We start from the raw sequence: 21,441 nt of genomic DNA, 5'->3' as shown, positions 1-21,441 counted from the left end.
ACCCCATAAGCAAAGCATGCTTACTAATTGTTCGCCAAATTGACGCTTGCGCCCTCAGTGCATCTTGCCCGCTTCCGGCCGGCCGGTTATTTTGCAGCAGGACTGCCCCGGCTGCCAGTCAATGACGCCGAAAAGGGCCCGCGCAGGGCAGTTTCACGACTCCTTCGCTAAATACATCACAAAAGTTTGATTAAAAGGGTTACCTAAGTAAGGCTTGCCTTTGTTCGATGTAATGCCGACCGAAGGAAAACCAGTGCCGCTGCTGCCCCGCCTTGACGAGCTGGAAATGGATGATCCGCCCAACACCAATGGAGCGACGAGCCATGACCGGCCAAACCATGACCGGCCAAACCATCAGACCCCAGTTCAGGAACCTGGCGGCAGGGACTTCGGCTCGCGTGTGGAACTCGCGCTGGCGGCCAGCAACCACCTCCTCAACGCACGCAACTCGCCGCGGTATGTGGCCCAGGTGCTGCAGGGCGTAACGGCCGTTGCCACGAAACTTGAGCGGACCGCCCGGCCGTTCACCGGCGTCGGACCCTCCGAACTGGAGGCCCGCGTAGGCGCCGTGGACCTCGAAAGACCCCTGCCGGACACGGCCGCCGCCCTCCAGGAACTCGAGGATGTGTACCTGCGCGATGCCGTGTACTTCCACGACGCCAGGTACGCCGCCCACCTCAACTGCCCCGTGGTCATCCCGGCGCTGGTGGGCGAAGCGGTCCTGTCCGCGGTGAACTCCTCCATGGACACGTGGGACCAGAGTGCAGGCGCCACCATGATCGAACGCCGGCTTATTGACTGGACCGCAAAACGGCTGGACCTTGGTGACGCCTCGGACGGCATCTTCACCTCCGGCGGCAGCCAGTCCAACCTGCAGGCCCTGCTGATCGCCCGCAACCATGCCGTTGCCGGCCTGCGGCAGGACCCTGCCCGCGCCGGGCTCCGGCTTCCGGCGCTGCTGGACACGCTGCGGATCTTCACGTCCGAGGACAGCCACTTCAGTATCCAGAAGTCGTCATCAATGCTGGGCCTGGGGTTCGACGCCGTCGTCACCGTCCCCTGCACGCCGGACCACCGGATGGATCCTGCCGCCCTCGCCGAGGCCCTGGCCGGCGCACGGGACGCCGGTTTGACCCCGATGGCGGTGGTGGCCACCGCGGGCACCACGGACTTCGGCGCTGTCGATCCGCTCCCGGAGCTCGCCGCACTGGCCCGGGCCTACGGGGCATGGTTCCACGTGGACGCTGCCTACGGCGGCGGCCTCATTGTCTCCGGCCGCTACCGGCACCTCCTTGACGGCACAGGGCTTGCCGACTCGGTCACCGTCGACTTCCACAAAACCTTCTTCCAGCCGGTCAGCTCCAGCGCCCTGCTGGTGCGCGAACGGACCATGCTGCGCCACGTCACCTACTATGCGGACTACCTGAACCCGCACAGCGCCGCGCTGGCAGCCATCCCCAACCAGGTGGACAAGAGCATCCAGACCACCCGCCGGTTCGACGCCCTGAAGCTGTGGCTCACCCTGCGCATCATGGGCGCGGACGCCATTGGCGCCCTGTTCGACGAAGCCATCGACCTCGCCGCACGCGTGGGCAAGCTCCTCGCCGCCGACGACGCCTTCGAACTCGCCGCCCCGCCCCGGCTCAGCACCCTGGTTTTCAGGTACCGGCCCCGCCTGGACAGCGGCGACCGGATCAGCGAGGACGCGGCGGATGCCCTCAACCCGGCCATCCGGGCGGCGGTCTTCGCCTCCGGGGAAGCGGTGGTTGCCGGAACCACGGTGGGCGGCCGGCACTACCTGAAGTTCACGCTCCTCAACGCCGAGGCCACGCTGGAGGACATTTCCGGCATCATCAACTTCCTGCGCCGCACGGGCGCCGGGCTGCTGCGCAGCGAGGCGACCGCATGAGCAACACCGCCACCCAAAAGGCAGGCAGGCGCAGGATCTACGACTTCGCCGCGGTCGGCGTCGGGCCCTTCAACCTGGGCCTCGCGGCGCTGGCTGAACCGGTGGAAGGGCTGGACGGCATCTTCCTGGAACGCAGGGAATCCTTTGACTGGCACCCCGGGATGATGCTGGCGCCCGCCCACCTGCAAGTGCCCTTCATGGCCGACCTCGTCACCCTGGCCGATCCCACCTCGCCATACTCATTCCTGAACTTCCTCAAGCAGGCCGGCAGGCTCTACCGGTTCTACATCCGGGAAAATTTCTACCCGCTGCGGGCGGAGTACAACCAGTACTGCCAGTGGGTGGCCGGGCAGTTGCCCGGCGTCCGATTTGGCACAGCTGTGCTGGATGTAACGTACGACGACGGAGTGTACCGGCTTTCCGTCTCCGGTCCGGGAGGGCCTGAGGTGCTGCTGGCGCGGCGGCTGGTGCTGGGCACGGGCACCTCCCCGTACGTGCCCGGGGCTGCGGCAGGGATCGTGGCCGATTCACGTGCGGGAGCCGGGGGAGTGGTCCTCCACACCGCCGACTACCTGGCGCGGAAGGCAGAACTGCAGCAGCAGCGCAGCATCACCATCCTGGGCAGCGGCCAGAGCGCCGCCGAGATCTACTACGAACTGCTCCAGGAATCGGACGCCCACGGGTACCAGCTGAACTGGGTGACCCGCTCCGGCAGGTTCTTCCCGCTTGAATACACCAAGCTGACGCTTGAGATGACTTCGCCCGAGTACGTGGACTACTTCCACGCCCTCCCGCAACACCAGCGCGATTACCTGAACAAGGCCCAGAAAAACCTCTACAAAGGCATCAATTCGGACCTGATCGACGCTATCTACGACCTGCTCTACACCAAGAGCATCTCCGGAATGGTGGACACCCGGCTGCTGACCCACTCGAGCCTGACCGCTGCCTACTGGAACCCCGGGGCCGGGACGCACACCCTGCACCTGGAACACGCGGAGCAGGGCACGTCCTACACGCTGGACAGCGAAGCGGTGGTGCTGGCCACCGGCTACGGCTACCAGGAACCAGGTTTCCTCGCCGGCATCCGGGACCGCATCGACCGGGACAGCGCGGGCAGGTTCGCCGTGGACCGGAACTACAGCACCGGCGTCCAACCCGGCGAGATCTTCGTCCAGAATGCCGAGCTGCACACCCACGGGTTCGCCACCCCGGACCTGGGCATGGGCGCCTACCGCAACTCCTGCATCCTGCGCGAAATGACCGGCCGCGAGGTGTACCCCGTGGAGCGCAGCATTGCGTTCCAGCAGTTCGGGTCGCCGGCTGCGGTTGGCTCTCCGCTGGATTGCGGACCGGTGCCGGCATGACATTCACCTTCCGCTGCCTCGACGCCGAAGCCGACGCGCCGCTCCTTCACAGCTGGGTGACCCAGCCCTACGCCTCGTTCTGGGGCATGCCGTCCGCCAGCGTGGAGGACGTGGTGCAGGAATACAGGAACATCCAAGCGAGCGGCCACCACCACGCGGTGCTGGGGCTCGACGGCGGCGTCCCTGCCTTCCTGATGGAGGAGTACCTTCCCGCGTCCTCGCCGCTGGCCGGTGTGTACCCCGTCCTTCCCGGGGACGTGGGGATGCACCTGCTGGTGGCCCCGCCGTCGGCCGCACCCGTGCGCGGCTACACCGCCGCGGTGATGGACGCCGTCCTGGCACGACTCTTCAGCACGCCGGGAGTGGCCCGCATCGTGGTGGAGCCGGATATCCGGAACACCAGGATCCACGCCCTGAATCAACGCCTGGGCTTCCAGCCCGCCGGGGCGGTCACCCTTCCGGACAAGGACGCGCTGCTGAGTTTCTGCAGCCGCGACGATTACCTGGCCGCCCGAACGTCCCTTCTGCCCGCCCTTACGCCCGTAACCCAGGGAGCACCACTATGACTATCGATCTCGATCCCGCCGCCACAACCACCCCCGGGCAGCCCTCCGCCGGCCCTGCACCGCATCCAGGCCCTGTACCGCATCTCACCGGCGAAAGGTGGGACAACGCCAACCGGCACCTGCTCCGCAAGGCACTCGCCGAGTTCTCCCACGAACGGATCCTCACCCCGGAACCGGTGGGAGGTAAGCCTGGCGGGGCCGGGGCGGACGGGCGCGGCTGCTACCGGGTCCGCAGCGATGACGGCACCTCCGAGTACCAGTTCAGCGCCCGGATCCTAAGCATGGACCACTGGGCCATCGATCCCGGCTCCATCCGGCACTTCCGGGGCGGCACCGAGGCGCCGCTGGACGTGCTGGAGTTCATCACCGGGTTCCACGGAATGCTGGGCATCAACCTCCAGATGCTCCCCGTGTACCTCGAGGAGGTCGGCAGCACCCTGGCGAGCCACGCCTACAAGCAGTGGGCCGGCCAGCCGACGGCGGCTGAACTCGCGGCAGGGATCACCGGCGGCGAGGACCCGGCGGCCGACTTCCAGGCCATTGAGCGCAGCATGACCGAGGGCCACCCCTGCTTTGTTGCCAATAACGGCCGCCTGGGCTTCGGCATCAGCGACTACCACGCCTTCGCACCGGAAACGGGCGCCCCGGTGCAGCTGGAGTGGATCGCCGTGCACCGCACCCGCGCCGTCTTCACTGCATCGGAAAGGCTGGACTACCGGGCGCACCTGCAGGCCGAACTCGGATCCCTGCTGGGCACCTTCACCGCTGAACTGCAGCTGCAGGGTCTCGATCCGGACCAGTACTTCCTCATGCCGGTACATCCCTGGCAGTGGGAGAACAAGCTCACGGTCACGTTCGCGGCGGACATCGCCCGGCAGCGCATCGTCCACCTGGGCGCCGGGACGGACAGCTACCAGGCGCAGCAGTCGATCCGGACCTTCTTCAACACCAGCGACCCCGTCCGCCACTACGTCAAGACGGCCATGTCCGTGCTGAACATGGGCTTCATGCGCGGGCTGTCGCCGGAGTACATGAAGGCCACCCCGGCCATCAACGACTGGCTGCGGAACCTGATCGAGGCGGACGATGCACTTCAGCGCCGCGGGTTCACCATGATCGGCGAGGTCGCCGCCATCGGCTACCACAACGGCTACTACGAGGCAGGCGCTGCGGGCGGTTCGCCGTACCGGAAGATGCTCTCCGCCCTATGGCGCGAAAGCCCCCTGCCGCTGCTGCAGGACGGGCAGCAGCTGGCCACCATGGCCTCGCTCCTGCACGTTGACGCGAGCGGTAGGCCCATGGTTTCGGCGCTCATCGAGCGCTCCGGCCTGCCGGCAGGGGACTGGCTGCGGCGGTATTTCGAGGCCTACCTGGTTCCACTGGTTCATTGCCTCTTCCGGTATGAGATGGCGTTCATGCCGCACGGCGAGAACGTGATCCTGGTGCTGGAAAACGGCGTACCCGTCAGGGCCGTCATGAAGGACATCGCCGAGGAAATCGTGGTGATGGGGGACCGGCTGGACCTGCCGGAGGATGTATCCCGGATCCGGGCGGAGATCCCGGACGGCCAGAAGGTGCTGGCCGTCTTCACGGACATCTTCGACTGCATTTTCCGTTTCCTGGCCGCGCTCCTGGACGGGGACGGAAGGCTGGGCCAGGACGACTTCTGGCGGATTGCCGCCGCTGCGGTCAAGGACTACCAGGGGCAGCACCCGGAACTTGCCGGCCAGTTCGCCCGGCATGACCTCTTTGCCGCCGACTTCGAGCTGTCCTGCCTGAACCGGCTGCAGCTGCGCAACAACCAGCAGATGCTGGACCTGGCAGACCCGTCCGGCGGGCTGCAGATGGCAGGACGCCTGGCCAATCCGCTGGCGAGGTTCGCCTGAGGACCACGCCTGGCACCACACGGACAGTGGACCGGGACGGGAGATCGGCGCCTCGCTAGGCTTGCAGTATGACCACGCCGCACCCCCAGCAGGATCTTTCCGGGACAACAGCCCTCGTCACGGGGGCCAGCGCGGGGCTGGGGTCCGAGTTCGCGCGCCAGCTGGCCGCCCAGGGCTGCAACCTGGTGCTGGTTGCGCGGAACCGGGCCCGCCTCGAGGAAGCAGCGGCGGGCCTGGAACGGCGCTACGGAACCACTGCCGAGGTGCTTCCCGCAGACCTGACGGACGACGCCGGCGTGGCCGCCGTCGTCGAACGTCTGTCCGATGCGCGGCGTCCGGTGGGGATCCTTGTCAACAACGCCGGAATCGGCCTGCTGCACAACTTCGAGGACAACCACATCTCGGAGGAGAAGAAACACCTCAAGCTGCACGGGGAAACCGCCATGGAGCTTACCCATGCCGCGCTCAAAGGCATGCTGGAGCGGGGCGAGGGCCGGATCATCAACGTGGCCAGCATCGCCGCTTTTCTGCCGCGGGGCACCTACTCCGCGGCGAAGGCCTGGCTGGTGAGTTTCAGCCGCTGGGCAAACCTGGCCTACGGCAAACAGGGCATCAAGGTCACCGCGGTGTGCCCGGGCTTCACCCACACGGAGTTCCACGACCGGATGGGCATGGACAAGTCGGTGGCGCCGTCCTGGGCCTGGCTGCATGCCGAGCGGGTGGTGCGGGAAGGCCTGGCGGACAATGCCCGGGGCAAGGCGGTGTCCATCCCCTCCAAGAGGTACAAGGTGGTGGCGGCCGTTGCCCGGGTGGCGCCGGCAAAGCTAATGGCGGGGCCGCCGCGGAAGCCGAAACAGGGACGGAAACCCGAATAATGCTGACGGCGGGCGCGACCCCGCCCGCCGGACAGCCACCACCACGCCGATTCCCACCAGCGCCCCCACCATGGTCTCCACAGCGCGCTCCAGGATCAGGACCGCCGGGTCGGCGGGGGCTGCGAGCTGGGTCATCAGCAAAATGACCGGCGTGAAGGAAACCATGGCCAGGCCGTAGTGGCGGGTCATGAACAGCTCGGTGGTGAACTGGAAGAGGATCACCAGGAGCGCCAGCACCACGGCCTGCCGGCCCGGGAACAGGCCCGCCAAGGACCATGGCACCGGAAGAATGGCGGCGGCGGTGACCCCCAGTCCCACGAACGTCCCCACGATCCGGTGGATGCCCCGCCGGACGCTGCTCGGAAGGTCGGCCCCGGCCAGCGGCACCGCAGCCGCGGCCATGGCCCAGTGCGGATGCCCGCTGCCCGTCAGGACGCCCACAGTGCCGGCCGCACCCACTGCCAGGACGTACCGGGAGGCATGCACCAGCATCTCCCGGTGCCCGGCGGGGCTCACGGCCGGAGCAGCCCGGACGGCGCCGCGCTGCCAGGACCTGCGGCGGATCCAGCCGCCGAAGCCCACCAGCATGGAGAACGCGGCAGACCCTGCGGCGATCAGCATGGCCACCTGCCACGGAACCACAGTGGGCACTGAGGCGCAGGCTCCCAGCGCGAGGATCCCAAAGAACGGTCCGTTGGGCTTGAGCCGCACGCGGTCCGCGAAGTGGGATCCGACGCCGGCGAGGACAGCCTCCACTCCCACGAGCCACCATGAGTGGAGATGGTTGACGGACAGGAACACGCCCACCGCCACACCGCCCAGCAGGACGACGGCGGCCTGGGACTGGTGCCGGAGCCGGAGCTGGTGCGGCTCTGAGCGCCCGTACATGCCGATCAGGGCACCAAAGACGGCATAAATCATGAGGTCTGAACGACCTGTGGCCAGGAGCAGGAGTGACGGAACCGCAACGCTGAGGGCAACGCGCAACGCCGCCAAATGGTCATTGTTGGCCGGTTCCAGCCGATGGAGCGCGCGCACCTGCACGAGGACGCGTTCCATGACTTATCACCTCTTGCTGTTCCAGTACGGCCTTTTGGAAGTTATCACCGTGGGGCAGGGCCCGTCATTTCCACTGCCCGGCGCAGGACTCGGAACGTCATTCCGGCCGGTACGCCAAAGGCCCGCCCCTTCGTGCTTCCTCCAAGGAAACACGAGGGCGGGCCTTCTGGGCGTGGGCCGCAAGACGGGGCTCCGGACCGGCAGGACCGGTTCCGCCGGAGTGCGACTAGGCGCCGGCAGGAACCTTGTCGGCCTCGCGTGCATCGGCGTCGCGCGCATCGGTGATGTCCTGGGTCTCGAACGGGAGTTCGTCCAGGTTGAGCAGCGGGTTCTCGTCCTGCGTGGCAACCAGTTCGCGTGCCTCGGCCTGGGTATCCACGCTGGGCATGGACCCTGGCAGCGGGCGCTGGGCCGACTCCTTGAGGAAGTAGATGGCCACGGCACCCACCAGGGAGGTTCCCATCAGGTAGTACGCGGGCATCATGTCGTTGCCTGTGGCGCTGATGAGGGCTGCCACGATGAACGGAGTGGTGCCGCCGAAAATGGCCACCGAGAAGTTGTACGCGATGCCCATCGCCCCGTACCGGCTGGAGGTGGGGAACTGCGCCGGGAGGGCGGAGGCCAGGTTGGCGACGTAGAACGTCACCGGGAATGCGATCAGCGCCAGGCCGGCCAGGGTGGACCAGATCTCGCCGATGCCGATCAGCAGGAAAGCCGGAGTGGCCAGGACCACTGTGCTGACTGCGCCGATCCACAGGACGGGCCGGCGGCCGATTCGGTCCGACAACTTTCCGGTCAGCGGAATGCAGAGGCTCATGACCACCAGCACGGGGATGGTCAGGAGGGTGCCGTGCACCGGATCGTAACCCTTGGACTCCGTGAGGTAGGTGGGCATGTAGGACGTCAGCGCGTAGCCGGCGGTGTTTGCTGCGGCCACCAGGATCATGGCAACAATGATGGAGCGCCAGTAGGCCTTGACGATGCCCACCGGGCCCTTCGCCGTTGCCTGGTCGGATGACGCCGCATGCTTCGCGAGATCCTCCTGGGCATCCAGGGTGGCCTGGAACTGGGGGGACTCCTCGATCTTGCTCCGGAAGTAGACCGCGATCAGGCCCAGGGGCCCGGCCACCAGGAACGGAATACGCCAGCCCCACTCCTCCATGGCTGCCTGGCCGAGCGTCAGCTGCAGGACCGAGACCAGGGCGGCCCCGATGGCGAAGCCCATGTAGCTGCCCAGGTCCAGGAAGCTGGCGAAGAACCCGCGGCGCTTGTCCGGGGCGTATTCGCTGACGAACGTGGTGGCACCGGCGTATTCACCGCCGGTGGAGAAGCCCTGGACGATCTTCAGCAGCACCAGCAGGCCTGCGGCCCACAGCCCGATCTGGGCGTAGCCGGGCAGGAGGCCGATGGCGAACGTGCTCGCTGCCATCAGCATCAGCGTGGCGGCGAGGATCTTCTGCCGGCCCATCTTGTCGCCCATCCAGCCGAAGATCACACCGCCCAGGGGGCGGGCAATGAACGTGGCGGCGAAGGTGCCCAGCAGGAACAGCGTCTGGGTGGTGGGGTCCGACTCCGGCAGGAAGACCGGACCCATGGTGGTGATGAGGTAGCCGAACACGCCGACGTCGTACCATTCCATGGTGTTGCCCACGATGGTGCCGCCGAGGGCTTTCTTCAGCATGGGCTGGTTGACGACGTTGACGTCCGATTCCTTGAGCCGGCGCCGCGCGAGCAGCTTAGGCTTGCGCGGGCTTTTGGTAAGAGCCGACGACGGGGCGCCAGGGGGTGTAGCTGGGTTGGTTCCAGAGGCGCTGTTGACGCCTGCGGAAGAGTCTGTCGTGCTTCGGTCTGTGGGCATTTGGGCAACTCCTGTGGAGGTCATTTGCTTGCGACTTGTAGCTGCGCCGCTCCGGGCAGGCCTTCAATTTTACGCGAATGCCGTAGCGCCTGCGTGGTTTATGCCGTAGGATCACCCGTTTGGCAGCCGTATCCGGCAGGTTTACCCGAATTCTTTTCCCGGCTTTTCCCGCGCCATCACTGGCATGCGGCGGGACCAGGCCCATCGTTACCCAATCTTTTTCGTTTTATGCGCCACACCCCCGTGAATCTGTCCCAAGATGGCGCTGAAAGTGACCGGGACCACGCCGGGCCGGACCTCCCGGGCGCACACCGGGCCGCGGTCCAGGGGCACTTTTGCCGGCCCAGGCGGAGGGGGTTCACAGGTGCCGTGTGCGTCCCTAAGGTTGTTCCATGGAAACACTTTCTTTCAGGTAGGGGACGCCTGCGGCCAAGCCACCGCGGGCCGCTTCGAAAGTTTTTGCCGGGGCCCGGTTTTGGCCACTCTCGATAGCACTTCATCTGTGGAAGGGAAGAACAAATGGCTGACGAAAAGCGTGAATTCCCCATCAATCCGGAGGTTGCGGACCACCTCGCCGCGGCAATGGACACTCCGGACATGCCGGGTGCCGAAGCGCCCCTTGCCCCCCTGGGGGGAACCGGGCAGCGCACCTGGCCGGATGGATACGGAAAGCGCCGGCACCCGAAAGAGCGGGATGCGGGCCACGGCCGGATAGGGCAGGGAGCCGCAGTGACGGCGATCCACCGCACCAGCCGGCCGCAGATGCCGCACTCGTCCTAGGCCCCGGACACTTTAGGACGCGCATCCTGCCTGGCAACGCGTACATGGCCTGGCGACACCGAAATCCGGTGCGCCAGGCCTTTTGCGTGTCCCGGATCAATCTGGCCTTCTCTGCGAGTGGCCGGCCGGCTCAGCCTTCGCGCACAACCTCCGCCGGGTCCTTGTCCAGCCGCCAGCCCCGCCACACGGGATGCCGCAGCCTCCCGGTTCCCGTCCACTCGCTGTAGGTCACTTCGCCGACAAGTTCGGGGGCAATCCAATGCGCGTCGGCGGCATCCGGGCGCGGAACGTCCAGGAACGGCGAAGTCTTCCGGGCCAGCCGTTCCACGGTTTGCCGCAGTTCGGCAAGTTCCCTCCCGCTGAAACCGCTGCCCACCCGCCCCGCGTACTGCAGCTTCGTCCCGTCCGGAATGCCCACCAGCAGTGAGCCCACGGTGTCTTCCCGCCCGCCTTTGCCCGGGCGCCAGCCGCCCACCACAACCTCCTGCGTCTGTTCCACCTTCAGCTTGATCCAGGTACGGGTCCGCTGCCCGCTCACGTACCGGCTGTCGGTCCGCTTGGCCATCACCCCTTCGAGGCCCAGCTCCCGGGCACTCTCCAGGATGTGGTCCACCCGGTCCTCGAGGACCGGAGAAAGCCCCGCGGGGCAGCCCGATGCGGTGAAGAAGTCCTCCAGCCGTTGCCGGCGCTCGGCGAGCGGCAGCCTCCGGAGGTCCGTTCCGTCGTCGTGCAGCAGGTCGAAAAGCATCAGCTGCACGGGAATGGCAACCCGGGCCCGTGCGACGTCGGCGGGCCGGGTGAGCTTCATCCTTCCCTGCAGGAGCCCGAAGTCGGGCCTTCCCGCCGCGCCGATGGCCACGATCTCACCATCGGCAACGAACGGCCGGGCCGGCCAGCAGGCCCGGTCCACGAGCTCGGGGTAGGTGCTGGTGACATCGTTGCCGTTGCGGCTGAATATCCGTACCGTCCTTTCGTCTCCCACGAGGATGGCGCGGACCCCGTCCCACTTGAGTTCGAACTGCCAGTTGCTGCCCTGCAGGTCGGCGGCGTCTCCGGAGGTGGCCATCATGGGCCTGTAGTCCCCGGGCCGCACCGCAACGTCTTTATCCCGTGCCTCCTCCTGTCCTTCCCGCGGCGGTGCGTGCCGCCGTCGTCCGCCAGGCCGCCCGGGCTCCATGAGGTGGATAAGCCACTGGCCCTCGGAATCCCTTCCCTGCCCCCGCCCTGTGTGGATAAGCGCGAACTTCCTGGTCCCGCCCAGCCCTCCTCCTTCCGAACCGGTGAGGGTGGCAATGACTTCCCTGCCGTTGATCCACTTGTCCAGCTCATACGTCCCGTGGTCCCAGATGGTTACCTCGCCGGCGCCGTATTCCCCTTTGGGAATAGTCCCCTCGAAGCCCGCGTAGTCCAGGGGATGGTCCTCGGTCTGCACTGCCAGGTGGTTCTTGCCGCCGGACTCAGGCACCCCCTTCGGCAGTGCCCAGGACACCAGCACTCCTTCATGCTCCAGGCGGAAGTCATAGTGCAGGCGGCTGGCGTGGTGCTCCTGGATCACAAAGGTATTCCCCCTGCCGGCCGTGCCCGTGAAGGGTTCCGGAGTCTTCCCGGGATCACGCATGGAGCGGTACTTCTCCAGCCGGGGGTCGTTGCCGGCGTTATCGACGGCGGCGAACGGGTCCTTGCCTTCCTGCACGCGCCGGATCACCGCCTTATGGTCCAGGTGGCTGAGGCCGGGGGAGCCGAGCTCCTCCCAGGTCCGGGGCGCAGCCACCATGGGGGTGGGGCGGCCACGCAGCGAGTACGGCACGATAGTCGTCTTGGCTGCATTGTTCTGGCTCCAGTCCACCAGGACCTTGCCCTTGCGCAGGGTCTTTTTCATGTCGCTGACGGCCAGGACCGGGTGGTCGGCCTCAAGGGCCCTGGCAAGTTCGCGGGCGAAGCCGGAGACCTGGTCAGAGGTCTGGCTCCGGTCCAGGGCGGCGTACAGGTGGATGCCCTTGCTGCCGCTGGTCACTGGGACGGGGTCCAGGCCCACGTCCTGGAGGATGGCGCGCGCCAGGAGGGCTACTTCAACGCACGCCTCCAGGCCGGCGCCTTCGCCGGGGTCCAGGTCCAGGACCAGCCGGTCGGGGTTCAGTTGGTTGCCGTGGGAGTCCACCTGCCACTGCGGAACGTGGATTTCCAGGGAATTGATCTGCCCGAACCAGGTAAGGGTGGCGGGGTCGTTGACCATCGGGTAGTAGATGGTGCGGTCCTTGTGGGTGATGGCTGCCCGGGGGAGCCAGCCCGGAGCCGAGTCCTCAAGGTTCTTCTGGAAGAACACCTCGCCGGGCTTATCGGCGGTCCCGACGCCGTTCACCCAACGCTTCCTGGTGGCCGGCCTGTTGTACGCCGCCGGGATCAGGACGTGGGCCACAGCGGCGTAGTAGGCCAGGACGTCCGCCTTGGTGGTGCCCGTCTCCGGATAGATGATCTTGTCCAGGTTGGTGAGGGTCAGTTCCCGCCCTGCCACCCTGACACGCTCCTTAGCGGCGGGCACGGGGCTTCACCTCCGGCGTTGCGTGATGTTCACTTGAGGAATGAGAGCCATCTGGAAAGGTGCCATCGCGTTCGGCCTGGTCAACGTGCCCGTGAAGGTCTACAGCGCCACTGAGGATCATGACATCAGTCTGCACCAGGTCCACAACGCCGACGGCGGCCGGATCCGCTACCAGCGGCGGTGCGAGGTCTGCAGCCAGGTCATCGATTATTCGGACATCGAGAAGGCCTACGAGGAGGACGGCCGGACGGTGGTCCTGTCCAAGGACGAACTCAAGGCCATTCCGGCGGAGAACAACCATGAGATCGAAGTGGTGCAGTTCGTCCCGTCCGAGCAGCTTGAGCCCATGATGTTCGAGAAGAGCTACTACCTTGAGCCGGACTCCAAGACTCCCAAGGCCTACGTGCTGCTGCGCAGTGCGCTGGAAGACACGGACAGGGTGGCCATTGTCCAGTTCGCGCTGCGGGAGAAGACCCGGCTGGGCGCTTTGCGGATCAAGGACGATGTCCTGGTGCTCCAGTCCCTCCTGTGGCCGGACGAGGTGCGGGAAGCGAAATTCCCTTCCCTTGATGCATCCGTCAAGATCTCCCCGCAGGAGCGCGATATGTCCGCGGCCCTGGTGGAGTCCATGGCGGCCGATTTCGATCCCGCTTCCTTCACGGACGACTACCAGGTCCAGCTCCGCCAGCTTATTGAGGCCAAGCTGGAGCAGGGTGAATCGCTGGACACCGAGGAAACCTTCGGCGTGGAGGCCGGCGAGGGCAGCAAGGGTGAAGTCATCGACCTGATGGAGGCGCTGAAGCGAAGCCTGGACCGGAAACGGGGCGGCGGGTCCGATGCCGCGGCAGGACGGGCGGGTGGCGAAGCCGGCGGGGACTCCGGCAGCGAAGCCGGCGAAGACGAAGCAGCCGCCAAACCGGCGCGCAAGCGGTCTACCGCGGCTAAGACCAGTGCCGAAAAGACCGGCACCACGGCGAGGTCCGCGGCAGCAAAGTCCACGGGAACGCAGTCCGGCGCAGCCACATCCGGCACGGCCAAGTCCGGCGCAGCCAAATCCGGCACGGCCAAGTCCACCCCGGCAAAATCCGCCGCCGCCAAGTCGACAGCGGCCAAGTCCGCCGAAAAACCCGCCGCCAAGGCGTCCACCAGCAAGGCGACGGGAACCCGGGCGCGCAAGCCTGCGTGACGGCCCCTGTGATGGCCTGCCGCCTGCGGATCCTGATCCGGTGCCCGATGCCATGTACATGAAACTACTAAGCTTGCTTGCGTTCCGGTAGCGGGGTGCTCTTTACAGCCGGGTCAGGTGCGTCCACAATGAGTCGCATCGCAGCCACCGCTGTGCCCACAGCGTGCTGACACTCCAACGGCCCTGTGAGGAGCGCTGAACATGAACGATCAGACAGATGCAGCCGAGGCGGACCGGGAACTCAAACAGAAACACCGGGCCATGTGGGCATCCGGTGATTATCCGGCCCTCGCTGACGAGATGCTCCTGGACCTCGGCGCCATCCTGGTTGAAGCCTGCGGCATTACCTCCCGCCACAATGTGCTGGATATCGCCGCCGGATCAGGCAACGCGGCCATTCCCGCGGCCATGATGGGAGCCAAGGTGGTGGCCAGCGACCTCACCCCCGAGCTTTTCGAGGCCGGCCGCCGTGAGGCCGCGAACCGGGGAGTCAGCCTGGACTGGAAGGAAGCCGACGCGGAGGCCCTGCCCTTCGCCGACGCCGAGTTCGACGTCGTCATGTCCTGCCTCGGCGTCATGTTTGCCCCCCACCACCAGGCGGCGGCGGACGAACTCCTGAGGGTGTGCAAACCGGGTGGAAACATAGGACTGTTGAGCTGGACCCCGGAGGGGTTCATCGGCAGGATGTTCGACACCATGAAGCCCTTCGCCCCGCCGCCACCGCCGGGAGCACAGCCGGCGCCGCTGTGGGGAAGCGAGGAGCACGTGCGTGAACTGCTGGGGGACAGGATCACGGATACCGCTGCGCGCAAGCAGACCCTGGCCGTGCGGAGCTTCCATCAACCCGGCGACTTCGTCCGCTACTTCAAGTCCCACTACGGCCCCACCATCTCCGTCTACAAATACATCGGGGAGGACGGGGACAAGGTCAAAGCCCTGGACCAGGCCCTGACGGAACTGGCTGACTCCTTCGGCGATGCCCACGGCGACACCCCGTTCCAGATGGAGTGGGAGTACTTGCTGTTCACTGCGAAGAAGGCCAAGGAAAGTGCCTGATTACGTGGCCACGTCCTCGGTCACGGTTGATGCCCCTCCCACCCGCGTGTGGGATGTCATCACGGACCCGGCGGCCACGAAGGAGTTCATGTTTGGCACCGAGCTCTCCACGGACTGGACCGTGGGCGGACCCATCACCTGGAGCGGCAACTGGGACGGCAAGGACTACGAGGACAGGGGCACGATCCTCGAGGTGGTGCCCGCCAGGAAACTGGTCTACACGCATTTCAGCCCCCTCGCCGGGCAGGAAGACAAACCGGAGAACTATCACACCCTCACCTGGACGCTTCAGGACAAGGGCGGCCGGACGCTTTTGACGCTGACCCAGGACAACAACACCACGGCGGAGGCGGCTGACCACTCAAAAGGCATGTGGGACAAGCTCGTGGCGGACGTGAAGAGGATTTCCGAGGGCAGTTAACCCGCCTGGTTGGGATGGGGCGGGGGATTAACGCAAGCGGCCGTCGTCGGGCGTTTCCCGGGGAGGGAAGGCCCGACGACGGCCGTGCGGCTTGGCCGCCGGGGCAGCCTGTCAGCTGCTAGGCGTCGTGGTCCGTTTCCAGGATCTGGACGAGGCGGTCCAGCGCGGTGTCCGCGCCGTCACCTTCGGCGCGAAGGACCACCACGTCGCCGTGCGAGGCGCCCAGGCTCATGAGGGACAGGATGCTGGCAGCGTCCATCGCCTCGTCCACCGGCTCGCCCTCGCGGGCGATGGTGATGTCCAGGTCGTACTCTCCTGCTGCCTCGGCAAAGATGGCGGCGGGGCGGGCGTGCAGGCCCACGCGGCTGGCGACGGTTGCTGTGCGTTCTGGCATTGTTGCTCCTTTGTCTTCCGGCGGCTGGTTGAAATGCCGGGGTAGAGGTAGTGGGTGAGGCAGGTCAGACGGTTGCTGGGACGGTTTCCACCGTAGCAGCGCTCTTGGGGGCGGCCCAGCGCTTGAGGCCGATCACGGCCAGGGCGGTCACGATGGCACCGGCGACGATCGAGAGGACGAACATCAGCACGTTGCCGATCGCGAAGAACACGAAGATGCCGCCATGGGGAGCCTGCGAGGTGACCCCGAAGGCCATGGTCAGCGCGCCGGTCAGCGCGCCGCCCAGCATGCTGGCAGGAATGACGCGGAGCGGATCAGCAGCAGCGAACGGGATAGCGCCTTCGGAGATGAAGGATGCACCCAGCAGCCAGGCAGCCTTGCCGTTTTCGCGCTCAGCCAGGCTGAAGAGCTTGCGGTCCAGGACGGTGGCCAGGGCCATTGCCAGAGGGGGCACCATGCCGGCGGCCATGACCGTTGCCATGATCTGCCACGGCGCCTGGTTATCCGCGCTGCCGGCGCTGAGTCCCGCAACGGCGAAGGCGTAGGCCACCTTGTTGACGGGACCGCCCAGGTCGAAGCACATCATGAGGCCAAGGATGATGCCCAGGACCACGGCGGAAGCGCCGGTCATGCCGGAGAGCCAGCCGTTAAGGGCGGTGGTGAGGCCGGCGATGGGGCCGCCGAGCAGCAGGAACATGAGTCCGGACGCCGCGATGGAGGCGAGCAGCGGGATGATGACCACGGGCATGAGGCCGCGCAGCCAGCGGGGAACCTGCCAGGTGCCGATCACGTGGGCAACGTAGCCGGCCAGGAGGCCGCCCACGATGCCGCCGAGGAAGCCGGCACCCATGAAACCGGAGACTGCACCGGCCACGAAGCCGGGGGCGATGCCGGGCCTGTCAGCAATGGCGTAGGCGATGTAGCCGGCCAGCGCCGGGACCAGGAAGCCCATGGACAGGGCGCCGATCTTGAACAGGACTGCGCCCAGGTAAGCGGCGAGTCCGCCCTCGGGAAGGTTGCCGAAGTTGTTCTCCACAACCACCTTGTCCGCGACTTCGGTGATGTCGTAACCACCCAGGAGGAAGCCCAGGGCGATCAGGAGGCCACCGCCGGCCACGAACGGGATCATGTAGCTCACGCCGGTGAGCAGGGCCCTCTTCAGCTTCTGGCCGATGTGCTCGCCCTTTTCGGCGGCGGCCTGCTCAGCCTGTTCCTCGGCACCGAAGTGCGGGACGCGCCGCGCGTTCGGGTCCGAGGCTGCGGCCAGCGCCTCCTGGACCATCTTGGCGGGTTCGTCGATGCCCCGCTTCACAGGGGCGTTGATGACCGGTTTGCCGGCGAAGCGCTCCTTGCCGCGTACGTCCACGTCCACCGCGAAAATTACGGCGTCGGCGGCGGCAATGACGGCGGGATCCAGCGGCTTGGCGCCGGAGGAACCCTGGGTTTCCACCTGCAGGTCGACGCCGGCCTCCTGGGCAGCGGCCACCAGGGAATCGGCTGCCATGTAGGTGTGTGCGATGCCGGTGGGGCAGGCGGTCACGGCCACGAGGCGCTTGGGACCGGCCGGGGCTGGTCCGGCCGTAGCCGCGCCGGCCGGAGCCGTGCCGGAAGCAGCGGCGCCAGAGCCCGCCGAAGCAGCGCCTGCCGACGCCCCGGCGGACGCGCCGGAAGCAACAGCCTCAGCGGGTACCGCGGCTGCATGGGCTGCAGGCTTGTCGGCCAGCGCACCGTCCACCAGTTCCACGATCTCCTCGCGGGATGAGGCGTTGCGCAGGGCCGTGGTGAAGTCCTTTTTGATCAGGGACCTGGCCAGCTTCGAGAGCAGCTTCAGGTGCTCCTGGTCGGCTCCGTCCGGGGCTGCGATGAAGAAGACCAGGTCCGCCGGGCCGTCCTTGGCTCCGAAGTCCACCTTGGGATTGAGGCGGGCCATGGCCAGGGTGGGTTCCGTGACGGCGGCCGAGCGGCAGTGCGGGATGGCGATGCCGCCCGGAATGCCGGTGGCGGTCTTCTGCTCGCGGGCGAAGGCGTCAGCGAAGAGGCCTTCAACTTCTGTTGCGCGTCCGGCGGCAGCTACTTTGCTTGCCAGGTGCCGGATCACCGCCTCGGGCGCGTTGCCCAGGTTCTGGTCGAGCTCGACCAGGTCCGTGGTGATGAGCTGGGTCACTGTCAATCCTTTCGAAGGGCCGTGATGGTTACGGCATCCGGGGTGGTTTGGTGTACTGCCGGAACCGTTGAACCGGGCAGGGAGGCGGCTGCGGCACCGTGGGCCACAGCCTGGCGAAGGCAGTCGGCCGGGGCGGCGCCCCGGCCATGGGCGAGCAGGTAGCCGGCCAGCGCGGAATCGCCCGCGCCCACCGTACTGACCGCGGCGACCGGCGGATGCGTGGCCAGCCACGCGCCGTCGGCCGTTACCAGGACAGCTCCCTTGGATCCGAGAGTTGCCAGCACAGCACCCACGCCGGAACGTACGACGGCGGCCGCGGCGGCCGCGGCCGCCACCGGATCCGCTTCCAGTTCGTCAGCGGTAGCCGCGGCGAAGCCGGCTGCAGCAGCCAGTTCCGCCAGTTCTTCGGCGTTGGGTTTGAGGAGGTCCGGTTTCCCGGAACCGTTGACGGCCGGTTCAGCACCGGCATCGCCTCCGGACATTGCCGCCGCGAGCGGCGCACCGGAGGAGTCCACGGCAATGAGCGGTGCGCTGCCGTTTCCGGCTGCGCGGATCCGGCGGGCCGCCGTCGCGTAGAAATCAGCAGGGAATCCCGGCGGCAGCGAACCTGCAAGGACCACCCAGCTGGCTCCGCGGGAGCTCTCCAGCAGCAGTTTGATCAGGGCTTCCTGCTGGTCCGCATCCATGACCGGACCGGGCTCATTGATCTTGGTGGTCACGCCACCGGGTTCCGTGAGGGCCACATTGGTGCGGAGCGGTTCGCTGATGGGCAGGGAAACAAACGGCACCGCGCTTTCCCGCAGCCCGGCCAGGACGGGATCGCTGTCCGCGCCGGGGAGGACGGCAACGGAGTCCAGGCCGGAGGCAACCAGTGCACGGGACACGTTGACGCCCTTGCCGCCCGACTCCTGGCTGACGGAAACGGCACGCTGCACTTCGCCCCGAACCAAAGGGCCCGGCAGTGCCACGGTCCGGTCAAGGCTGGGGTTGGCGGTGAAAGTGACGATCATGCGATCACCACGTCAACGCCGGCTTCTTCAAGGGCGGCCGCCAGTTCCGGGCCGGGCTCGCTGTCTGTAATCAAGGTGTCCAGATCTTTCAGGGAGGCGAACTGGACCAGGGTTTCCGTGTCCAGCTTGGAGGAATCGGCCAGCACAACAATCCGGCGGGCCGAGTGGACGAAAGCTGCCTTAACCGCGGCTTCCTCGGGGTCGGGCGTGCTCAGCCCAAAGCTTGCGTGGATTCCGTTGGTGCCGATGAAAGCGATGTCCGGCCGCAGTTTGCCGGCGGCCTCCACGGTTGACTGACCCACGGCAACCTGGGTGATTCCGCGGACCCGGCCGCCGAGTACCTCGAGGGCGATGCCGGGAACGCTGGAGAGTTTGCCTGCGATGGGAACGGCGTGGGTGATGGCCACCAGTTCCGCCCGCGGTCCGGTTGGGTCGGAAGGTTCGACGGCGGCGCGCCGCGAGAGCATGTCCGCCAGGACTTCCGTGGTGGTGCCGCCGTCGATCAGGACGCTGCCGGTGGAGTTGCGTGGAATGAGGGCCAGCGCGGCTTCGGCAATCCGGATTTTCTGGTCCGGCCGCTGGATGGCGCGCTCGTTCACGCTTTCCTCGGTGGTGCTGAACCGGTCTGCGGCAACGGCTCCGCCGTGGACGCGGCGGACGGTGCCGGCATTCTCGAGGGCGGCAAGGTCGCGGCGGACGGTTTCGGTGGTGATGCGGAAGCGCTCGGCCAGGAGGGTCACGCTGACCCGGCCGCTGCCGGCAACAAGCTCGGCAATCTTTTGCTGGCGCTCCTCGGCGAACACGTACCCTCCGTTGCGTAGGTCTTCTGGTGGTGTGGATTGTTCACTGTGGCTGCCGTCCCTGCGTGACTGGCATCACATGATGTTGAGTTACTTGACTTTATCTTTGCTTGTGTTGGTTTGTCAATGGAAACCCACATGAAACAAAATGGCACTTTCGGGGACGGCAAAAAGCCGGGCCGGACCATGGATGGTCCGGCCCGGCTCCTCGGGTCAACGTCGTGTCCTGCGCTGCGGCGCGGACCCCGGTGGTGCTACAGCCCGCCGTCGCGGCTTTCGTTCCGCGTAATGCGTTCCCCGGTATTCGGGTCAACCACGGAGCGGGTCTCGCTGATGCGCCGGCTGCGGCCCGGGGAAGCGAGGATGAGGGAGGCGATGAGTCCAATGACGCCAACCGCCATCAGGATGTAGCCGATGAGCACCTGGTCCACGAAGGGGATGAGGCCCGGAGCGACCGCCCAGGCAAGGATGGCGCCGAGGGCGATAAGGAAGATGGAGGATCCGATTCTCATGCTTTGCTCCTTGTTGTCACGGATGGAAGCCTTCTTGGGCCGCGGACTTTTGGTAAGCATGCTGTCCGTTAAGCGTCACGCTACAGCCCGGGGTGGCTGTATTCAATGGCGGGGGCCGGCGCGTAACCCATTCGTTGTGCTGTGGCGCCTGTGAAGGAAGAGGCTGATGCGACTCGATGACGTTGCCCGCGGACCGGCACGGCTCGGGCATCAAGCCACGCTTGCTGGCTAGGCTGATCCGATGGAAACAGTTGTGTGGTCCAAACCTGAAGGCGAGCGGGCGGGCACCCCACTACTTGTGATGATGCACGGTTATGGCACGGACGAGTCCCGCATGGTGCGCCTTTTTGAGTACCTGCCGCCCGAGTTCACGTGTGCGGCGCTCCGCGCGCCGATGCCGATTGGTGACCATTACGGCTGGTTCATGCTGGACTACTTCCTGGCCAATGACTTCGCGGATGTCATTAAAGCCTCGAGTGCCGTCCAGGCCTGGATCAACAGCGTCAAGGCCCGGCACAGCTGCGTAAGCCTGCTCGGCTACTCGCAAGGCATGGCAATGGCGAGCACTCTGCTGCGCCTCCACCCTAAGGACTATGAGGCGGTGGTGGGACTTTCCGGTTTTGTGCTCCGGAATGAACTGCTGTCCCTCACGGAATCCTTCGACACCAGGCCGCCCTTCTTCTGGGGCCGGGACAAGGCAGACCTGGTCATCAACGAGGACGCGATCGCCTACACCGAGGAATGGCTCCAGCAGAACACGCTCCTGACCGCCAGGACCTACCCCGGCATGGGCCATGCGATGTCGAAGACGGAGATGGTGGACGTGAGCGTCTTCCTGCGACACTATGTGCTCCGCCCGGACGGGTCCGGAAAAATCGACGCGTGAGGCTCTCCCCTGCTGAGACGTGCCTCCCGCAAGGCCCGCTAGAAAAAACAGTTGCCAGCTAAATTTGTAAGCGCTTACACTCATCTTCGGCCGTTATCGCGGCCCTGAACTGGGCGGACAAGGAGATCAGCGCGGTGTCGAGGGTTTACTGCAGCCGGATACTGTCCCATGCC

At 66.5% G+C, this 21,441-nt stretch carries 18 protein-coding genes; 10 read left to right on the top strand and 8 right to left on the bottom strand.

Annotation, left to right across the window (positions count from 1 at the left end; all coding sequences use genetic code 11):
* Nucleotides 1-253: 253 nt before the first annotated feature.
* The 5 genes from U7114_RS18425 (at nucleotide 254) to U7114_RS18405 (ending at nucleotide 6,603) form a co-directional block, all read left to right on the top strand.
* Complete coding sequence (locus U7114_RS18425) at nucleotides 254-1,909, top strand: aspartate aminotransferase family protein (protein ID WP_323058157.1); 1,656 nt, start codon at nucleotides 254-256, stop codon at nucleotides 1,907-1,909.
* Nucleotides 1,906-3,276, top strand: coding sequence for a lysine N(6)-hydroxylase/L-ornithine N(5)-oxygenase family protein (locus tag U7114_RS18420; RefSeq protein ID WP_323058156.1), 1,371 nt, complete (start codon nucleotides 1,906-1,908; stop codon nucleotides 3,274-3,276). Before U7114_RS18425 ends, U7114_RS18420 begins: the two co-directional genes overlap by 4 nt.
* Nucleotides 3,273-3,842: a GNAT family N-acetyltransferase gene (locus U7114_RS18415; RefSeq protein WP_323058155.1), complete on the top strand. Its 570-nt coding sequence runs from the start codon at nucleotides 3,273-3,275 to the stop codon at nucleotides 3,840-3,842. The genes U7114_RS18420 and U7114_RS18415 overlap by 4 nt, the downstream gene beginning before the upstream one ends.
* Nucleotides 3,839-5,728: an IucA/IucC family siderophore biosynthesis protein gene (locus tag U7114_RS18410; protein ID WP_323058154.1), complete on the top strand. Its 1,890-nt coding sequence runs from the start codon at nucleotides 3,839-3,841 to the stop codon at nucleotides 5,726-5,728. The genes U7114_RS18415 and U7114_RS18410 overlap by 4 nt, the downstream gene beginning before the upstream one ends.
* A gap of 68 nt (nucleotides 5,729-5,796) precedes the next feature.
* Entirely contained in the window at nucleotides 5,797-6,603 is an 807-nt protein-coding gene (locus tag U7114_RS18405; RefSeq protein WP_157239551.1) for an SDR family NAD(P)-dependent oxidoreductase, read from the top strand.
* Here U7114_RS18405 and U7114_RS18400 read toward each other — a convergent pair.
* A complete protein-coding gene (locus tag U7114_RS18400; protein WP_323058153.1) occupies nucleotides 6,553-7,662 on the bottom strand; it encodes an FUSC family protein in 1,110 nt (369 codons plus the stop codon). The two genes, U7114_RS18405 and U7114_RS18400, sit on opposite strands and share 51 nt — an antisense overlap.
* A 226-nt stretch (nucleotides 7,663-7,888) precedes the next feature.
* Nucleotides 7,889-9,520, bottom strand: a complete 1,632-nt coding sequence (locus tag U7114_RS18395) for an MFS transporter (RefSeq protein ID WP_157239547.1) — start codon at nucleotides 9,518-9,520, stop codon at nucleotides 7,889-7,891.
* Between the two features lie 519 nt (nucleotides 9,521-10,039).
* Here U7114_RS18395 and U7114_RS18390 point away from each other — a divergent pair.
* Nucleotides 10,040-10,300 carry a hypothetical protein gene (locus U7114_RS18390; protein WP_157239545.1) on the top strand — a complete coding sequence of 87 codons (261 nt, stop codon included), beginning with the start codon at nucleotides 10,040-10,042 and terminating at the stop codon, nucleotides 10,298-10,300.
* 130 nt (nucleotides 10,301-10,430) lie between these two features.
* Here the strand turns inward: U7114_RS18390 and U7114_RS18385 are convergent, their stop codons facing one another.
* Entirely contained in the window at nucleotides 10,431-12,839 is a 2,409-nt protein-coding gene (locus U7114_RS18385; protein ID WP_321215160.1) for an ATP-dependent DNA ligase, read from the bottom strand.
* Between the two features lie 40 nt (nucleotides 12,840-12,879).
* On the opposite strand from U7114_RS18385, the gene U7114_RS18380 reads away from it, so the two are divergent.
* From U7114_RS18380 to U7114_RS18370, 3 genes are all read left to right on the top strand, one after another.
* On the top strand, nucleotides 12,880-14,025 hold the full coding sequence (locus U7114_RS18380; RefSeq protein WP_323058152.1) for a Ku protein: 1,146 nt from the start codon (nucleotides 12,880-12,882) through the stop codon (nucleotides 14,023-14,025).
* 201 nt (nucleotides 14,026-14,226) lie between these two features.
* Entirely contained in the window at nucleotides 14,227-15,081 is an 855-nt protein-coding gene (locus tag U7114_RS18375; RefSeq protein ID WP_323058151.1) for a class I SAM-dependent methyltransferase, read from the top strand.
* Entirely contained in the window at nucleotides 15,074-15,502 is a 429-nt protein-coding gene (locus U7114_RS18370) for an SRPBCC family protein (protein WP_321215163.1), read from the top strand. The genes U7114_RS18375 and U7114_RS18370 overlap by 8 nt, the downstream gene beginning before the upstream one ends.
* A gap of 118 nt (nucleotides 15,503-15,620) precedes the next feature.
* On the opposite strand, the gene U7114_RS18365 is transcribed toward U7114_RS18370, so the two are convergent.
* From U7114_RS18365 to U7114_RS18345, 5 genes are all read right to left on the bottom strand, one after another.
* Nucleotides 15,621-15,896, bottom strand: coding sequence for an HPr family phosphocarrier protein (locus tag U7114_RS18365; protein WP_157239538.1), 276 nt, complete (start codon nucleotides 15,894-15,896; stop codon nucleotides 15,621-15,623).
* A 64-nt stretch (nucleotides 15,897-15,960) separates the two neighbouring features.
* Nucleotides 15,961-18,060, bottom strand: coding sequence for a fructose-specific PTS transporter subunit EIIC (locus U7114_RS18360; RefSeq protein WP_323058150.1), 2,100 nt, complete (start codon nucleotides 18,058-18,060; stop codon nucleotides 15,961-15,963).
* Nucleotides 18,061-18,062: 2 nt separating this feature from the next.
* A complete protein-coding gene (locus U7114_RS18355) occupies nucleotides 18,063-19,070 on the bottom strand; it encodes a hexose kinase (RefSeq protein WP_321215165.1) in 1,008 nt (335 codons plus the stop codon).
* Nucleotides 19,067-19,873 carry a DeoR/GlpR family DNA-binding transcription regulator gene (locus U7114_RS18350; protein WP_323058149.1) on the bottom strand — a complete coding sequence of 269 codons (807 nt, stop codon included), beginning with the start codon at nucleotides 19,871-19,873 and terminating at the stop codon, nucleotides 19,067-19,069. The genes U7114_RS18355 and U7114_RS18350 overlap by 4 nt, the downstream gene beginning before the upstream one ends.
* A gap of 251 nt (nucleotides 19,874-20,124) precedes the next feature.
* A complete protein-coding gene (locus U7114_RS18345) occupies nucleotides 20,125-20,382 on the bottom strand; it encodes a DUF6458 family protein (protein ID WP_157239533.1) in 258 nt (85 codons plus the stop codon).
* A 241-nt stretch (nucleotides 20,383-20,623) separates the two neighbouring features.
* Here U7114_RS18345 and U7114_RS18340 point away from each other — a divergent pair, with 241 nt between their 5' ends.
* Complete coding sequence (locus tag U7114_RS18340; RefSeq protein WP_323058148.1) at nucleotides 20,624-21,268, top strand: phospholipase; 645 nt, start codon at nucleotides 20,624-20,626, stop codon at nucleotides 21,266-21,268.
* Nucleotides 21,269-21,441: the final 173 nt, after the last annotated feature.

Source organism: Pseudarthrobacter sp. C1 (assembly GCF_034720455.1).
Lineage (GTDB): Bacteria > Actinomycetota > Actinomycetes > Actinomycetales > Micrococcaceae > Arthrobacter.
The sequence above is the reverse complement of the archived record's forward strand: the minus strand, read 5'-3'. Positions and strand labels throughout refer to the sequence as shown.

Coding starts and splice junctions, on each gene's coding strand:
- U7114_RS18405 (WP_157239551.1), top strand. CDS start 5,797: ATGACCACGCCGCACCCCCAGCAGGATCTTTCCGGGACAACAGCCCTC.
- U7114_RS18365 (WP_157239538.1), bottom strand. CDS start 15,896: ATGCCAGAACGCACAGCAACCGTCGCCAGCCGCGTGGGCCTGCACGCC.
- U7114_RS18380 (WP_323058152.1), top strand. CDS start 12,880: ATGAGAGCCATCTGGAAAGGTGCCATCGCGTTCGGCCTGGTCAACGTG.
- U7114_RS18345 (WP_157239533.1), bottom strand. CDS start 20,382: ATGAGAATCGGATCCTCCATCTTCCTTATCGCCCTCGGCGCCATCCTT.
- U7114_RS18395 (WP_157239547.1), bottom strand. CDS start 9,520: ATGCCCACAGACCGAAGCACGACAGACTCTTCCGCAGGCGTCAACAGC.
- U7114_RS18390 (WP_157239545.1), top strand. CDS start 10,040: ATGGCTGACGAAAAGCGTGAATTCCCCATCAATCCGGAGGTTGCGGAC.
- U7114_RS18410 (WP_323058154.1), top strand. CDS start 3,839: ATGACTATCGATCTCGATCCCGCCGCCACAACCACCCCCGGGCAGCCC.
- U7114_RS18415 (WP_323058155.1), top strand. CDS start 3,273: ATGACATTCACCTTCCGCTGCCTCGACGCCGAAGCCGACGCGCCGCTC.
- U7114_RS18340 (WP_323058148.1), top strand. CDS start 20,624: ATGGAAACAGTTGTGTGGTCCAAACCTGAAGGCGAGCGGGCGGGCACC.
- U7114_RS18375 (WP_323058151.1), top strand. CDS start 14,227: ATGAACGATCAGACAGATGCAGCCGAGGCGGACCGGGAACTCAAACAG.
- U7114_RS18355 (WP_321215165.1), bottom strand. CDS start 19,070: ATGATCGTCACTTTCACCGCCAACCCCAGCCTTGACCGGACCGTGGCA.
- U7114_RS18420 (WP_323058156.1), top strand. CDS start 1,906: ATGAGCAACACCGCCACCCAAAAGGCAGGCAGGCGCAGGATCTACGAC.
- U7114_RS18400 (WP_323058153.1), bottom strand. CDS start 7,662: ATGGAACGCGTCCTCGTGCAGGTGCGCGCGCTCCATCGGCTGGAACCG.